Raw genomic sequence first — 16,361 nt, 5'->3', positions numbered from 1 at the left:
CCCGCTGAAGCGGGGCCTTTTCTCATGCGGTAGGTGGATTATGATCCGGGCAGGCAGAGCCTGCCAACTCCTCGAAAAAGAAAAATCATCGCTCTGGGCCAGAGCGGCGACGCTTATTGCAGGCTGGAATGCTCAATATTCCTCTGACATGATCATCTCTACACAAGGGTGTCTATGTTAGCACCCTGAAAGTTAAAAAATCCGGGTAGGGTGTCACATTAGACACCCTACCCGGATTATAAAGTAATTATAATGTACCCAATCATGTGGACAGTTTATTGAAAAATGGCACCCTAATGATACGCTAATAAAACCTCGTTCTGTAGACAGTTAAGGTGCTAAGGCGGGAGCGCGTATCCAGCTGGACACACTCTCCCGCGTCATCAACGCTCTGGCTCTGTTGGTTTCCTTGCTGACTGCACCCTTCGTTCCGGTGTCAGCTCCAAAAGCTGCTGCACACGTTTTTGCAAGTGCCGTTCAATCGCCCGTAGCCGGTCATCGGGTAGGTTCAGTCTGGGGTGCCTTTGGAAGGTAAATCCAATCAGTTTGCGAAGCTGCCGCATCTGAACCGGCCCCATCACCTCCCGGCACACAGTTTCAAAGCTGATGCCATAGGGAGTCCCTCTGGTTCTGGCGTAGTTGTCCAACTCCTTGAAATCGTCCGGCATAGCGAAGTTGAACAGGGATAGGCCATTGTCAAAAACCGGAGCCGATCCGATCACTGCGCCGCTGTGGTTATCCCGCAGGACACCGAAGTTACCGAAGTGCCGATCCTCGTTGTAGATCACAGCGTCGAACACCAGCATGCTCTTGATATGTTCATAAGCCTCCGATCCCAGCTTCTCATAGTAGCCCAGGCAGGCTTTCAGCCCACCCTCCCGCACAATACGGCCAATGGGGATATAAGATGTGTCGATATCGGTGAACAGTTTGCAGCGGGAGGCCAGGATGCCCTTCCAATTCTCCAGCTCGTAGGACACCGCGTTCAGGCCCATGGCCTGGGCCACCTGACTGGCGTAAAACTCACTGTATGGCTCGTTTCCGGTGTTTGCCGCGCCGAAGGTTCCCCCTTTGTACAGGTAGATCCCCTTGCCCTCTATGAAACGCCATGCCTTGGGCAGCATCCCGTTGGTCGTCAGTTCCGGCGAGGTGGTAAAGGCAGCGTCACTTTGGCCGATGCCGGTGTAAGCCACCAGGGAGAGGATCTCGGAGAAGCGATTCTCGTACAGATTATACTGTGCGAAGGTTCCAGAGAAGTCTCCAGGCACCACCCAGTAGCTGTCGTTGAGGGACAGCCCCTTGCACACGTCGATGATCCCTTTGGTATCGTTGATACTCAGGCCGAAGGTTTTCAAAATTTCCGCTACATAGGCTCGATTCTTGGGGATGACCCGCTTCTGAAGCCATTTCAACACACCGGCATCGGACAGCTCCATGTCCAGGGGCAGGAGCTGCCTGTGTTCCTCATTAGTCCACAGCAGCTTGGCTTTCAGGCCCTCGATGCCCTGCTCCGCCAGGGAAAAAGACAGCAGATCCATATCATATAGGCGCAGCATGTATTTCTGCTCCATGCCATGTTCACCTCCATTTCAGACAGTCGGAGATTCCCGGAATAGTATCCAGGCATGCACAAAACGGCTTGTTTTTTATTATACCGGTGTCCTCTGCTTTCGCAAGGGAAATTGCCATATTTACCTTATCCTACTGTGGTGCCCCACAGTATCCAGACACTTTCCCTGCCTGAGACAGCACATCTTCCTGTGTACCGTCATCATCATACCAAGTGCAGGAAGCCGCGAACTTGGGAAACCAATCTGTCCGAAGCAACGCCATCAAAATGGCCCACACATTAGAGAAATCTTCTTTGTGTCCGCTGTCTGTAAAAGTCATCGGCTCATCGGCGGAGGTACAGCGCAGACCCTTTGCGACAAAGCCTCTGAGAATCGTCTGCTTCACCGCATCTACAGTATATCCGTACTGCTGGATCTGCTCCTTATCAAAAGTGAATTCGACTTTCATGCGCGCACCTCCTCCTGTTGTTTCATTATACCCGCCTCCCGGGGAGTTATCAAGGGCAATCGGCAGACAGCAGGCCGTCACGCACTCTGGGCCAGCTCCCGTGCAATCCGTTCCTTGGACAGGGCGGCGTAGGCGTCGGTAACCTCGATGCCGGTGGCGGAGTAGCCCCCCAGCACAGCAGACAATGTACTCAGCTTACTGGTGGAAGCGGCCCTTCTGGGGACAGCTGTTGCATTTGTCCCAGACAGCTGTGCCGCACCAGATCCACTCCGCCCACTGGAGCGCATCTGTGGCTGCGGGAAGCTGCCGCCAGTCGATGAACATGCACACAGGGACACCGGGTTTACAGACCTTACGGGCGTCATAAAGCCATTCGGCGGCCCAGCGGGTCCAGGATTGCTGATCCGTGGAGCCGCCCGGCCAGCGCGTCATCCTGGCAGAACCAGTCATACCACCCGGCCTCACACTGAACAGCACGATCTTTCGAGGCAAAATCCCCGACACGAAATCGCTCCTGCCACTGGCGGACACTCATTTCCGTCATAGCGTCCCCCTTTCCGGCAGGAGGCGCTCCATGAGGTCGGCAATGATCCGAAACACCTCCGCCAATTCACGGGACTCTTTCACCGTATCTTCCATCTCGTCCCTAGTCATGCGGGTGCATTTGGCCCAGATCCGGACATTTTCCTCTGTGGGGTCCAGCAGGACCGCCTTTTCATACGCCTTGCAGAAGATTCCGGCGATCTTCCCCTCACGGTCGATCTCCGCATCCTTTTCCTGGATTTCCTTTTTTGCTTTTAGGATGTCCAGCGCCTCCTGGGCGGCCTGCTCCCGCTGCTCCTCCGGCAGATCCTCCACCTGCTTGGTGATCTGGTAGCCCTGGTTGATGGACAGTTCCTTCTTGTCCAGCGCCTCCTTGACCGCTGCGGGGGCGTGCTCGTCGATCTGCATCACTTTGCCCATGGTCCGTTCGCCCAGTCCAACGGAGTCTGCCAGTTCTTTGCGGGTGTCAACAGGGACAGAACTTTCCGGCAATGTTGCCGAAAGGTCAGTTCGCGTACCCTGGTTTGCCTTGGCCCTGGCTTCGATCTCCGGCTTAAGCTTCAGGGCAATCTTGCCCAGTTCCCACTTGTCCAGGTTACGGCGGCCCTTCTGGGTATCCAGCGCCCACTGCTTGGCCTCCAGCAGATCGTCAAAGGCGAACACCAGCATCTGATAGGGCAGGCCGTGCTTGTCGCACAGGGATTTTCGGTTATGCCCGTCAATGACGACCAGATCCTCATTGACGATGATGGAGGTGTAGCACCCATTTTTCAGGAGGTCCGTCTCCAGCGCGCCGAGCTGCTCCTCGCTCAAAGGCGGGAGCAGCTCGGCCATCTCAGGCAGCACAACAGGGGTGTGCTCTGTGCTGCTGTAAATGATCCCAGTATTCTTCATCAGGCGGCCTCACACTCGCCCTGGTTCTGCTCGGCAGCGGTCGCCTCCTCTGCCCGACGGGGGGAGAGGAGCTCCACCTCCGTAGCCTTGATCAGGAAGCCCAGCTGGCGGGTGGGATCGTCAGAAAAAGTGATGGTCTCGAAATCGCCGGTGGCGGCCAGCTTGCAGCCCTTCCAGGCGTAGGCGGCGCAGAACTCGGCCAGGGGGCCGCGCACCTTGATAGAGATGAAGTCGGTAAGCCGGTTGCCCTCCTGATCCCGATAGCGGCGGTCCGAGGCGATGCGCAGGATGGCATAGGGCTTGCCCGTGGTTTCGTTCATCTTCAGCTCCACATCATTGGTCAGATTTCCGGTGACAGTGATCTTCAACATCGTTCATTTCTCCTTTTTCTGTTAGACTAGTTAGTTGTAAGAAAGCGTGGGACTCACAGCATTCGTGGGGCACAAAAGGCTTAATGACGGCTGATCCGCTTTACCTGGCAGTCCAGGGGGATCAGCAGATCCGGAAGGTCCCTGTCTCGGACAGCGGCCATTTCAACCTCTGTAAAACGAGTTTTTTCTGACGTTTGTATCATGTTTACCTCCCTTCTAGAAAAACAAAAAAGGGCCGGAGGACGCATCTGCTTGAGATGGTTCCTCCGGCCCCTTGCTTTGACTCCTTGTGTTATTGTTCGATGTCCGCTGCGTCTCTCTCCGCCTCCGTGCTGGCCTCGCTGGTGTCTGGGGTGGTACCGGCGGCTCCACTGTCCTCCGGGGCTTCCTCGGTGCTCTCAGGGGCCTCCTGTGGGGCCAGGCTGGCTTCGGCTTCCGCCAGCGCCTGCTCGATCAGGCCCAGGACGAAGTCCCGCTGGGTGAGCTTTACGCCGGTCCGAGCCGTTTCTCTGGCCAGGTGGGTCTTGATGCGCTGGAAGAGTTCCTCGGGGATCTGGAATGCCATTGTTCTGCTGCCTGTCATGTTGATTCCTCCATTCTCATCTTGCATCTTGTAGTATTCAGTGAGCAGTGCTGCGATGTACTGGCTGGTGGTCATCTCCAGGCGGTCTTTTTCTTCTGTTACCCGGTTGTGCAGGGCGATGTCGATTTGAGCGCATAGGTTTTTCTTGTCTGCCATGGTCTGCTCTCCTTTCCTCGTTTTGCAACGCAAGTATATCCAAAACCATGGCGGAAAGCTATTACCAAGACTACCAAGGAACCAAGGACAAAGCAAGCAATACCACCAACTGAAACAGCTACGTAATAAAAAGAGAGAATCCCCCGCTGGCAGTTCGATTTGAACTACCAGCGGGGGATTCTCTCGCTGTTTTCTCTTTGCTCAGAGGTTCGAATCACCCCACATCACGAAAATGGCCTTTTGCATCTCCATCTCGTCTGGTGCTCGATTTTGTCCTCTGAAACGGCTGAAACCCTTGCCGCAGCAAGGGTTTCAGGGGTTGCATCTTTTTCAGCAACCTTAGTTGGTACGGCTGAAGGGATTCGAACCCCCGACCTTTTGGTTCGTAGCCAAACACTCTATCCAACTGAGCTACAGCCGCATACTGTTTCAAGGAGCGTTCTCCCTGACAGCTCAGTTATTGTAGCACACCTAAATTCAAAATGCAAGAGGTTTTTTTATTTTTCTTATTTTTTCTTTTTTCGCCCTTCTCCGCTCCCTTCTGTCTCAGTTGCGGGGAACCATAAAACATGATATAGTGAACTGGCACCAGGATTCTTAAGTCCTTCTTAATACTTTCTCACTTGCAACTTAAAGTGTCTATGTTATGCTACCAATAAGAAATTATAAGGGACAGGGGAAGGCTGCTATGTACAACATTTTAATCTGTGATGACGACAAGGACATCGTCTCTGCTCTGGATATCTATTTGACCAGCGAGGGCTACCGCACCATTAAGGCCTACAACGGACGTGAGGCACTGAAAGCGGCGGAGCAAAATGAAATCCACCTTATTTTAATGGATATCATGATGCCCGAACTGGACGGCATTCGTACCACTGCCAAGCTCCGGGAGGACAGCAACGTCCCCATCATTCTCCTCACGGCCAAAAGCGAGGATTCCGATAAAATCCTGGGTCTGAACATCGGAGCCGATGACTACATCACCAAGCCCTTTAACCCCCTGGAGGTCATCGCCCGGGTCAAGTCCCAGCTGCGTCGGTACACCAGCTTGGGCGGCGCTGATCGGGGACCTGGTCTGCTTACCGTGGGTCCCATCTCCATGGATGACAGCGCCAAGCAGGTAACGGTGGATGGCGAGCCAGTGGCCCTCACGCCCATTGAGTATAACATTTTAAAGCTGCTCATGTCCCACCCCGGTCAGGTCTTCTCCTCCGCGCAGATCTATGAACAGGTGTGGAATGACCCGGCCTACGGCTCGGAGAACACCGTGGCCGTCCACATCCGTCATCTGCGGGAGAAAATTGAAATTAACCCCGCCGACCCCCGCTGGCTGAAGGTAGTGTGGGGACTGGGTTATAAGATGGAAAAGGGGTCGGTGTAATGGCACGCATTCAGAGCAGCCCGGTGGGCAAGCTGTTGTCCTGGGCCCTGCTTCTAGTCTTTACCTTTGCCGGAGTGCAGATGGGACTGTCCGCCGCTTCCTCCGCCATTCTGGCGGTGGGGGACTGGCAGAGCACCGCTGCCTTTTCCGTTCTGCTGCAGGAGCGACGGGATCAGTTGGCCCAGTACTTTATCGACTCGATCGATTGGGATTTCCTGCTGGCCAACGATTTTTCGTACACCCAGGATGAGATGGATCTGATGCAGCTGCAGGATGACATTCAGACCGCCGAAACCGAACTGAGCGCAGAGGCCACTGCCTTCCGCTATCAGCTTCGCACCTCGGACGGAACTGTTTTCAAATCCAATCTGGGCGAAGATGAGCGGCTCTCCCAGGTGGTGGATCAGGTCTATTATTCCATCCTCTCCCCACAAACCCTCTCTGATCTGGACGGTTCCTTTCAATGGAGCACTTCCTCCCTGGAATGGGGTTCCCTATCGCTCTATGACGTATGGGGTGGTCGGGGCACACTGGGAACATTGACCGGATCTGTTCCTGTCTACATTCTGGCTTACGGGGTCCCCTCCGTCCCACCAGAAACCATTTCCGATGAGTTTACCGCCCTGTATCAGAACTGCTCCACTGCCAGCGCCCAGTTCCTTCCCTTGATCATCGGCGCCAGTGTTTGCGGTATTCTGGCCCTGATTGCCCTGGGGTACGCCCTTTGGACCGCAGGGCACAAGGCAGGTCAGGAGGGTATTACCCTTTTCTGGCCGGAGCACGCCTTTGTGGAAATCCATCTTCTGACCACTCTGATCGTCCTCTTTTTCCTACTCTGGGGCGGCCTGCAGGCCACTGATACTTATCTGTCCCTGCTCAACGCCTACTATTCAGCAGTGTCAACCTCCACGGCAACGGAGACCAGTCTCATGACTTATGTCATTTCCCTGTTGTCCACCCTCGCCGTCGGTACTGTGTCTCTGCTGCTGCGCACCATCGCCGTACGGTGCAAAGGACATTCCTTCGTGAAAACCTCCGTGATCTGTCTGGTCATCCGGTGGCTGGTTTTGACCATCCGCGATTTCATTCTCAGTATTCCCCTGACCTGGAGAGTCATTATGGCATTTTTACTCTACTTTTTCCTCAATCTGGTGCTGTTTACCCAGGGCCAGTATAATGAACTCTTTACTGGTCTCTGGCTATGCCTCAATTTCCTGGTGTTGCTGGCTCTGTGCTGGTGGACCGTCAATTTCCGCCGTCTTCGTAAGGGAAGCCAGGCACTGGCCTCCGGCAACCTGCACCATCAGATTGAAACCCAGCGCATGCCCCGGGACCTGAAGCTCTACGCAGAAGATCTCAACAACATTTCCGTGGGCATGGCCAGCGCCGTGGACGAACAGATGAAGAGCGAGCGCTTCAAGGCCGAGCTCATTACCAACGTCTCCCACGACCTGAAAACCCCTCTCACCTCGATTATCAATTACGTCAATCTCCTGAAGGCTACCCGCCAAGATGACCCCAAGGCTCTGGAGTACATTGAGGTATTGGACCGCAAGTCTCAGCGCCTGAAAAAACTCACGGAAGACCTGGTGGAGGCCAGCAAGGCATCCACCGGTGTGCTGAGTGTCAACCGGGAAAAAATCGGCATGGCACAGCTCATCGACCAGGCTCTGGGTGAGTGGACGGAAAAACTGGAGGAGCGAAAGCTGACCGTGGTCTCCAACTTGCCCGAAGGGGAAACCTGGGTATATGCCGACGGACGGCATCTGTGGCGAGTGATCGACAACCTGCTGTCCAACTGCGCCAAGTACGCCATGGAGGGCACTCGGGTCTATCTGGATCTGACACGGGGCAAGGGACAGGTCTCTCTGTCTGTGAAAAACATTTCCCGTGAGGCATTGAACATTCCCCCGGAGCGGCTTATGGAGCGCTTTGTCCGTGGAGAGGAATCCCGGACCACCGAAGGCTCCGGTCTGGGCCTGTCCATTGCCCGCAGCCTCACCGAGCTTCAGGGAGGGACCTTCTCCCTGGCTGTGGATGGAGACCTGTTCAAAGCTACCGTCTCCCTGCCTCAGGCGAACTAATCTATCCCTGCTATAAGTGTAGCGGCGCCGCCCAAGTTGGGCGGCGCCGCACGGCTTTTCAAAGATTAGAACAGGACAGAGACCTGGAAGGACAGCAAATATCCAACGACAAAGGACAGTGCGTTGGCTGTCCAGGTATAGGCCGTCACCCGCCCCTTGGTCACGCCCTCCTGCCCGGACAGCAGGCGGTGGTACGTGATCAGCTCCTGCCCCACCACCACCAGCTCGGCCAGCAGGTACACCGGCGTCATGAAAATCATGGTTGCCCCTGCCAGCGCTCCACCGAAATAGGTGAACAGATTGACTCCCACGTTCAGGCATCCCTGGGTGGCGATATTGGTCTTCAGGATAACCTTCAGCTGCCGGCGCCTCCAGAGGCCGAAGGGCAGCGCGGCCAGCACCTCGATTCCAACGGTAAGGGCCACCCGCCCCAGAAAGGCCAAAAGCTCCTTTCCATATGGGTAGCTGTGGGACAGGGGCAGTCCGGTCTGCTCGCCCTGTGTCAATGTGAGCTCCTCCAGGGACAGAGTAAAGTAGCTGTCAAAGGCATAGCGTTTCTCCGTCTCACTGACCAGCAGGGTCTTGGTATCGGGAAACCACAGGGCCAGCTGAAATTCCGAGGGCGGATAGGAGGGCCAGATAAACTGACCGTCGGAGCAGTCATCCATATAGTCGAGAAAATAAAACCCCTCCTCGTTCTCCTGCCCCAGCCGGAAAAACTGCTCTTTGGCCTCCCACTTCTCCGCAGCATACCACTCAGGGTGGTCCAGGGAATCCACCGTTCCAAAGCGGCCGGTGGATTCCTGGGCAGAGAGGAGTGTTCCCCAGCACGTCCGGCCCTCCAGGCCTTTCAGATCCACGGTTATGGAGGGCTTGGGCGCCACATCGGCGTGAACGGGCAGGCAGAACAGGGGCAGCAGCAGACACACAAGGCAGAACTTTTTCAAACGGTTCCTTTTTTCTTTCATTCCAATTCCTCCTCACAGTATCATCAGCAAGGCAGCGAATACAATGAACTTTTTCCGCTCTTTTCCTGGTGGTCCTCTCCTTTCCCTTTTGTCGTGCATGAGTTATCATCCGCTCAGCCCTCATGGGCTCAAAACAGGCCAGACAGCAGGAAAGACAGGATGTATCCCACAAGCAGAGACAACAGATTGGCCGCCCAGGTATAGGCCGTCACCCGTTCCCTAGACATTCCCTCCCGCCCCGCCAGCAGCCTGCGGTAAAGGCACAGCTCCACTGCCACCACCATCAGTTCAGCCAGCAGATAGACCGGCAGCATAAGAATCCCGGCCATTCCGACAAGCGCCCCGCAGAAATAGGTGTAAAGATTGAGCCCCAGATTCAGAAGTCCTTGGGTAATCAGGTTGGCAATTAGAATGATGTTCAGCTGTCGGCGGCTCCGGAACCCCACTCCCCAGGCGATCAGCAGCTCGATTCCCACCGTAAGGGCAACCCGGCCCAGAAAGGCCAGAAATTCCCTTCCGTAGGGGTAGCTGTGAGCTAGGGGCAGGCCAGTCTGTTCCCCTTCCGTCAGAATGACCTCCTTCAGGGAGAAGGCAAAGTAGCTGTCAAAGGCGTAGCTCTCCTCCCGCTCACTGACCAGCAGAGTCTTAGTCTCGGGAAACCAGAGGGCAAGCTGGAATTCCGATGGCGGGCGGTAGGTCCAGCTGAACTGTCCATCGGAGCAGTCATCCACATAGTTAAGAAAGGAGAGTCCCTCCCCGTTCTCCTGCTCCAGTCGGAAAAACTGCTCCCAGGCCTCCCGCTCTCCCGACTCCAGCCCCTCGGACAGCTCCAGCGTATCCGATGCGCTATAGGGTCCAGTGGAGCGCTGGGGCGTCAGCAGAGTTCCCCAGCACGCCTGTCCCCCCACTCCCTCCAGGGTAATGGTCACTGAGGGCTTGGGACCCACATCGGCATGGACCGGCAGGCAGAACAGGGACAGCAGCAGACACACAAGGCAGAGCTTTTTCAGATGGTTTCTGCTGCCATTCATTCCAATCCCTCCTCACAACATGTTCGGCATCAAGGCACGAATGCGAGGAATTTCCCAAATTTATTATACCACCCCGCTTCCCCCGCTGCCAAGGATTGTGGTGGAAGAACCGAGGAAATGTGTCCATTTTGGCCTGTATTCTTCTCTGCGCTCTTTGTTCTGATGACCTCCTATCCTTGACCTCTCCTCTCTTTTATACTATAATGTCTCATACTCATTATAAAATTGTCGGATTCTATCCTCCAATCCATGCGCTGCGTCTGACAGTGCCGACGGCATCTGCAGCAACCGGGGTCTTTCCCTTGTCCGGCATTGATTTCCGGGAGTTTTTGCCCTGGTCACATGTTCCCAGGAGGTTTTCTTTTTATGAAGCGTTCCTTTTTCTTTTCTTCCTTTTTGTGTCTAATCGTAGGTCTGCTGGTGGGCAGTCTGCTGCCCATGCCCTGGGATAAGCCCTCTGTCCCGGCTGCTCCGGCTTTGAGCCATACTGTTTCTGTCCAATCCTCCGACGCCAATTCTGTGGGCACACAGACGCCCTCAAATACGCCTCCCTTGGACAACAGCAGCAATTTTCCTCTTCTGAATGCCGCCTGCACCGTAGTCCGGGCCCTGCGTCAGCAGGACTACAGTACAGTGGCCTCTTTTGTCCATCCTGCCAAGGGTGTCACCTTTACCCCTTACTCCACAGTAGATCCGGATTCGGACCGTGTCTTTTCCCGGGAAGAAATTATGAATCTCTCCCAGGATACCACGGTGTACACTTGGGGGACTGTGGATGGCAGAGGGACTCCCATTGAAATGACGATGGCAGACTATTTTAAGCACTACGTTTTCAACGCAGATTATACACAGGCCCCGCAAATTGGAATTGACCGCATTCTGATGCACGGCAATGCGCTGGAAAATCTGAAAGAGGCCTATCCTCAGGGCCGCTTTGTGGATTTTTGTTTCCCGGAACAGGGAGAAACCGGCGAAGGACTGGACTGGTGCTCCTTAAAACTGGTCTTTGAGAACCAGGATTCCAACTGGCTCCTGGTGGGTGTGGTCCACGGAGAGTGGACAATCTGAATCCATTTCGTTTCCCTGTGTGCCGTTTTCACTTCTGACAGGGGATATTGTGTGTTTTGTGCTTGATTCAGGAGAAAATCTTGATTTTGCTGGAAAGGGTGCTCTGAATGAAAATTGTCATTGTGGGCAATGGAAAAGTTGGATTTACACTGGCGGAACAACTGGTGCGGGAGGAACATGACGTCGTTGTTGTGGACTCCAATGAAAGCGCTCTTCACAGGGCCGCCGACACGCTGGACATTATGGGAATCCGCGGCAACGGTGTCTCTGCCTCTACCCTGCGGGAGGCCGGTGCGGATTCCGCTGATTTGCTGATTTCCGCGACCAACTCCGACGAAGTCAACATGGTCTGCTGTCTGACCGCAAAAAACCTGGGGACCAAATACACCATTGCCCGCATCCGCAACCCGGAATATGCCGCCGGCATGAATGATTTGCGGCGTATTCTTGGCATTGACATGATCATAAACCCTGAAAATGCCACTGCTGTGGAAATCTCCCGTCTGCTTCGCTTCCCCTCTGCCGCCAACATCGAAACATTCTGCCGTGGGCGTGTGGAGCTGATGGGCTTCCGACTGCTGCAGGAGGACTTTATGGTGGGCAAGCCTCTGCGCGACCTGTCCGCTCAGGTCAAAAAGCTCTCCCTCCTCTTCTGCGCAGTGGAACGGGGCGAGGAGGTCATTATTCCCAATGGTGCCTTCGTTCCCCAGGCCGGGGACAAGCTCTACCTCATCGGCCGCCCCACCAGTCTGGACCAGTTTTTCCACACCTTGGGCCGCTATACGCCCCAGGTGAAAAACGTCTTTATTGTGGGTGGCGGAAAAATCTCCATGTATCTGGCCGCCATTCTGGACAAGATGAAAATTAAAATCAAGCTGGTGGAGAAGAACGAGGAGCGCTGCCGCCTGATCAGTGAGCGGCTGCCCCACACCACCGTCCTGTGCGGTGACGGTACGGATCAGGAGCTGCTGGAATCGGAACGTCTGCCGGACTCTGATGCCTTTGTGGCCCTTACTGACCGGGATGAGGACAATCTGATCATCTCTCTGTACGCCATGCAGCAGGGAATCTCCAAAGTAATCGCCAAGTCGAATCGCCAGAATTACGCCAGTATCGCCCGGGCCATCGGCCTGGACAGCGTCATCTCCCCCAAACTGATTACCGCTCAGCAAATTCTCCAGGTGGTCCGAGGCATGGAAAATTCCCAGGGCAGCGTGATGAACGCCCTTTACCGCATTGCCGATGGCGCGGCGGAGGCCATGGAATTTACCGTCAGCCCTTCCACCCGTTATTTGGGTGTTCCCCTGAAAGATCTGCGGCTGAAGCCCGGAATCCTGCTCTCGGTCATTGTTCGGGACGGCGCAATTATTATCCCGGAGGGGTCCTCCTCTCTCCAGGCCGGAGACAATGTCATCATTATTTCCCGGGGAAGCGGTATTCTGGACCTGAATGATATTTACAAAGCGGATACCTTCGGTGCCAGCGACCTGTCCCAGCAAACGGAGGGCGCCCAATGAACTATAAGCTGGTTTTACGGGTGGTGGGCCGGGTCATGGTACTGGAAGCTGTTGCCATGCTGCTGCCCCTTGTTGTCGCTCTGCTTTATGGAGAATCACCCAGGCCCTTCATTTTTACCGCAGTCATTCTGCTGGCTGCCGGTCTTATTCTCGCTCACATTCCCTCTAAGAAGCACTTTTACACCCGGGAAGGCTTCTTTGCTGTGGGACTGATTTGGCTGCTCACCGGCTTGGCCGGCGCTCTTCCCTTCTATTTTTCCGGCGAGTTTCCTTCCTTTGTGGACTGCCTCTTTGAATCCTACTCCGGCTTTACCACTACCGGTGCCTCCATCCTCACTGACATTGAGTCCCATTCCAGAGGAATCCTGTTCTGGCGTTCCTTTACCCACTGGATGGGCGGCATGGGCGTACTGGTCCTGGCTACCGCCATCGTTCCCTCCATGGGAATCCGTTCCCATTATCTGACCCAGGCGGAAACGCCCGGTCCGGTGTTTTCCAAGCTGGTGCCCAAGCAGGCCCAGACCTCAAAGATTCTTTATCAAATCTACTGCGTGCTGACGCTGGCGGAGGTCCTGTGCTTGAAGCTGGCGGGCATGCCCCTCTATGATTGCTTTATTCACGCGTTTTCCTCCGCAGGCACCGGCGGTTTTTCCAACCGCAACATCAGCGTGGGTGCCTACGGCAGCGTTGCTATCGATCTCATTATCACCGTCTTCATTCTGCTCTTCTCGTTGAACTTCGCCCTCTTTTACCTGCTGCTTACCCGCCGGTTCCGCGAAGTTTTGAGCAGCGATGAGCTGCGCTTTTTCCTGCTGGTAGTGGCAGGTGCCACAATTTTCATTGCAGTGGACATCCTGCCTCTGTATGAAAACATCTGGCAGAGCCTGCGTTACTCCGTGTTCCAGGTGGCATCCATCATTTCTACCACCGGTTTCTCCACCGCTGACTTCGTCCAGTGGCCCCAGTTCTCGCAGGCCATTCTGATTCTGCTCATGTTCTGCGGTGCCTGCGCCGGCTCCACCGGCGGCGGCATGAAGTGCTCTCGAGTCCTGATCCTTCTCCGTTCGATCCGGAGGGAGCTTCACCGCATCTCTCATCCCCGCTCCGTAGAAGTGGTCAAACTGGAGGGAAAGGTGCTGGATGAGGATACTATCCACTCCGTAATTACCTTTGTGGGCTGCTACATTCTGATTTTGATGACCGCTACTCTGGTGATTTCCCTGGACAACTTCTCCTTCGCAACTTCCTTCAGTTCCGCCCTTACCTGCCTGAGCAATGTAGGCCCTGGTCTGGAGATCGTGGGTCCCATGGGCAATTTTGCTGCCTTTTCTCCCTTGTCAAAACTTGTCATGTCCGCCTGCATGGTGATCGGCCGACTTGAGATCATGCCCATTCTGATTTTGTTCAGCCGTCACACCTGGCAGAAGGTATGAAGACGGCACTTACTTATTTTTTGTATACTTTAACATTTTTCTTGCTTTGTTTTTTACGTCAAAATGCAAAACTCCCCCTTTTGATCCCCTTGCTTTTTTGTGTCCATATGCTAAAATAGCACTATAACATTTCCCTTGAGCAGTCATAGCTTTATTCAATGGTCTGCTTGAGGTGAAAAAGGGGAGTGCTAGACTTGGACAATATGTTTTGGATCGGACTTGCAGGTGCTGCTGCCGCACTTTTCTTTGCTTGGTTCCAGCGCCGAAAGGTTCTCGCCTTCTCCGAAGGCAACGACACCATGAAAAAGATCGCCGCCGCCATCCGGCAGGGTGCTAACGCTTACTTGAAGCACCAGTATGCCACTGTGGCCAAGGTCTTTTTCGTGGTGTTTTTAGTTTTGCTCCTTCTTGCCTGGCGTGGACTGTTGGACAACTGGTTCATCCCCTTTGCCTTCCTCACCGGCGGCATTTACTCTGCCCTGGCCGGCTTTGTTGGCATGAAGATCGCCACCTCCGCCAACGCCCGCACGGCTCAGGCGGCCAGCGAAAGCCTGAACAAGGGCCTGAACGTGGCCTTCTCCTCCGGCGCCGTCATGGGCTTCACCGTGGTGGGCCTGGGCCTGCTGGACATCTCCGTATGGTTCCACATTCTCCGCTACATTGCCCACTTTGAGGCCGCCAAGATTGCCCAGACTATGGTCATGTTCGGTATGGGTGCCTCCTTCATGGCCCTCTTCGCCCGTGTGGGCGGCGGTATCTTCACCAAGGCCGCCGATGTGGGCGCCGACCTTGTGGGTAAGGTTGAGGCCGGAATCCCTGAGGATGACCCCCGCAATCCTGCCACCATCGCCGACAATGTGGGTGACAACGTGGGCGATGTGGCCGGCATGGGCGCCGACCTGTATGAGTCCTATGTGGGTTCCATCCTGGCCACCTTTGCGCTGGGCGTAGCCGCCTACCCCGAGAAATCCTGGCAGTCCATGCTGCTGCCCATTGCTCTGGCCGTTGTGGGTATTCTGTGCTCCATCTTCGGCTCCTTCCTCATCCGCACCAAGGAGGGTGCCTCCCAGCGGGAGCTGCTGGGCACCCTGCGTAAGGGCACCTACACCGCTGCTGTGCTGGCTGCCATCATTGCCGCCCCTCTCACCTACTTCACCCTTGGTAACTGGGGCGTGTATGTGGCCATCCTGTGTGGCCTCGTCGGCGGCTGTGCCATCGGCTACTTCACGGAATACTACACCTCCGATACATATAAGCCCACTCAGGGCCTGGCCGCCGCCACTGAGACCGGCGCCGCCACCACCATCATCGGCGGTCTCTCTCTGGGCATGCTGTCCACCATTGCCCCCATCCTCATTGTGGGCGCGGGCGTTATCATTTCCTTCCTGGCTGCCGGCGGTTCCCTGAACACCGCCTCCGCCGACTACGCCGCCAACTTCTCCCAGGGCCTCTACGGCATCGGCATTGCCGCTGTGGGCATGCTGTCCACTCTGGGTATTACTCTGGCCACTGACGCCTATGGCCCCGTGGCCGACAACGCCGGCGGTATCGCCGAGATGTCCGGTCTGGGCAAGGAAGTCCGGGAACGCACCGATGCTCTGGACTCCCTGGGCAACACCACTGCCGCCACCGGCAAGGGCTTTGCCATCGGCTCCGCTGCCCTCACCGCTCTGGCCCTGCTGGTCTCCTATGTGGACATTGTCAGCGCCAAGCTGGAGGAAACTGGCGGCGCCATCGACCTGAGCCTCACCAATCCTGCCGTGCTGGTGGGTCTGTTCATCGGCGCTATGCTTACTTTCGTCTTTGCCGCATTCACCATGAGCGCGGTGCAGCGTGCCGCCCAGTCCATCGTAGTGGAGGTCCGCCGCCAGTTCAAGGAGATTGCCGGTATTATGGATGGCACCGCTGATCCCGACTACGCCTCCTGCGTGGGCCTGTGCACCAAGGGCGCTCTTCGTGAAATGGTGAAGCCCTCCCTGCTGGCCATTATCGTTCCCATCCTCACCGGCCTCATTCTCTCTGTGGAGGGAGTGGTTGGCCTGCTGGGCGGCGTATCCGTGACCGGCTTCGCCATGGCCGTGTTCATGTCCAACGCCGGCGGTGCCTGGGACAACGCCAAGAAGTACATCGAGGCCGGCCACCACGGCGGCAAGGGCGGTGAGCAGCACAAGGCTGCCGTCATCGGCGACACCGTGGGCGACCCCTTTAAGGATACCTCCGGCCCCTCTCTGAACATCCTCATCAAGCTGGTGTCCACCGTATCCATTGTGTTCTCCGGCCTGATTGTGAACTTCCATCTGCTGTAAATCC

At 55.7% G+C, this 16,361-nt stretch carries 13 protein-coding genes, 1 tRNA gene and 1 pseudogene; 6 read left to right on the top strand and 9 right to left on the bottom strand.

The annotated features are described in order from the left end of the window. Window positions 1-383 precede the first annotated feature (383 nt). The 7 genes and pseudogenes from DWX58_RS02315 to DWX58_RS02275 form a co-directional block, all read right to left on the bottom strand. Window positions 384-1,571, bottom strand: a complete 1,188-nt coding sequence (locus DWX58_RS02315) for a hypothetical protein (protein ID WP_020989459.1) — start codon at window positions 1,569-1,571, stop codon at window positions 384-386. A gap of 130 nt (window positions 1,572-1,701) precedes the next feature. After that, window positions 1,702-2,019: a hypothetical protein gene (locus tag DWX58_RS02310; protein WP_008979952.1), complete on the bottom strand. Its 318-nt coding sequence runs from the start codon at window positions 2,017-2,019 to the stop codon at window positions 1,702-1,704. A 77-nt stretch (window positions 2,020-2,096) separates the two neighbouring features. Then, window positions 2,097-2,424: pseudogene (locus DWX58_RS02305) on the bottom strand (DNA methyltransferase); the annotation flags it as partial. 135 nt (window positions 2,425-2,559) lie between these two features. Continuing rightward, window positions 2,560-3,456 (bottom strand): hypothetical protein, encoded by an 897-nt coding sequence (locus tag DWX58_RS02295; RefSeq protein WP_118641381.1) that lies wholly within the window; start codon window positions 3,454-3,456, stop codon window positions 2,560-2,562. Further along, window positions 3,456-3,827: a single-stranded DNA-binding protein gene (locus tag DWX58_RS02290; RefSeq protein ID WP_118641380.1), complete on the bottom strand. Its 372-nt coding sequence runs from the start codon at window positions 3,825-3,827 to the stop codon at window positions 3,456-3,458. Before DWX58_RS02290 ends, DWX58_RS02295 begins: the two co-directional genes overlap by 1 nt. A 292-nt stretch (window positions 3,828-4,119) precedes the next feature. After that, entirely contained in the window at window positions 4,120-4,566 is a 447-nt protein-coding gene (locus DWX58_RS02280; RefSeq protein ID WP_118641379.1) for a translation initiation factor 2, read from the bottom strand. A 344-nt stretch (window positions 4,567-4,910) separates the two neighbouring features. After that, window positions 4,911-4,987: transfer RNA gene (locus DWX58_RS02275), tRNA-Arg, on the bottom strand. Between the two features lie 267 nt (window positions 4,988-5,254). Between DWX58_RS02275 and DWX58_RS02270 the strand changes: the two genes are divergently transcribed. Both DWX58_RS02270 and DWX58_RS02265 read left to right on the top strand, forming a co-directional pair. After that, entirely contained in the window at window positions 5,255-5,950 is a 696-nt protein-coding gene (locus DWX58_RS02270) for a response regulator transcription factor (protein WP_118641378.1), read from the top strand. Beyond that, on the top strand, window positions 5,950-8,034 hold the full coding sequence (locus DWX58_RS02265; RefSeq protein WP_118641377.1) for a histidine kinase dimerization/phospho-acceptor domain-containing protein: 2,085 nt from the start codon (window positions 5,950-5,952) through the stop codon (window positions 8,032-8,034). Before DWX58_RS02270 ends, DWX58_RS02265 begins: the two co-directional genes overlap by 1 nt. A gap of 65 nt (window positions 8,035-8,099) precedes the next feature. Here the strand turns inward: DWX58_RS02265 and DWX58_RS02260 are convergent, their stop codons facing one another. Both DWX58_RS02260 and DWX58_RS02255 read right to left on the bottom strand, forming a co-directional pair. Next, a complete protein-coding gene (locus tag DWX58_RS02260) occupies window positions 8,100-9,002 on the bottom strand; it encodes a hypothetical protein (protein WP_118641376.1) in 903 nt (300 codons plus the stop codon). Window positions 9,003-9,130: 128 nt separating this feature from the next. Then, a complete protein-coding gene (locus DWX58_RS02255) occupies window positions 9,131-10,033 on the bottom strand; it encodes a hypothetical protein (protein ID WP_118641375.1) in 903 nt (300 codons plus the stop codon). 366 nt (window positions 10,034-10,399) lie between these two features. Here DWX58_RS02255 and DWX58_RS02250 point away from each other — a divergent pair, with 366 nt between their 5' ends. From DWX58_RS02250 to DWX58_RS02235, 4 genes are all read left to right on the top strand, one after another. Continuing rightward, on the top strand, window positions 10,400-11,101 hold the full coding sequence (locus DWX58_RS02250; protein WP_118641374.1) for a hypothetical protein: 702 nt from the start codon (window positions 10,400-10,402) through the stop codon (window positions 11,099-11,101). A 107-nt stretch (window positions 11,102-11,208) separates the two neighbouring features. Continuing rightward, a complete protein-coding gene (gene trkA, locus DWX58_RS02245) occupies window positions 11,209-12,618 on the top strand; it encodes a Trk system potassium transporter TrkA (protein ID WP_118641373.1) in 1,410 nt (469 codons plus the stop codon). Then, window positions 12,615-14,051: a TrkH family potassium uptake protein gene (locus DWX58_RS02240; RefSeq protein WP_118641372.1), complete on the top strand. Its 1,437-nt coding sequence runs from the start codon at window positions 12,615-12,617 to the stop codon at window positions 14,049-14,051. The genes trkA and DWX58_RS02240 overlap by 4 nt, the downstream gene beginning before the upstream one ends. Window positions 14,052-14,254: 203 nt before the next feature. Then, entirely contained in the window at window positions 14,255-16,357 is a 2,103-nt protein-coding gene (locus DWX58_RS02235) for a sodium-translocating pyrophosphatase (protein ID WP_347559144.1), read from the top strand. Window positions 16,358-16,361 lie beyond the last annotated feature (4 nt).

Origin of the sequence: Pseudoflavonifractor sp. AF19-9AC, assembly GCF_003478995.1 — a bacterium.
GTDB lineage: Bacteria > Bacillota > Clostridia > Oscillospirales > Oscillospiraceae > Lawsonibacter.
Note: the sequence above shows the minus strand (reverse complement) of the source record. Positions and strands in the feature narration are given on the sequence as shown.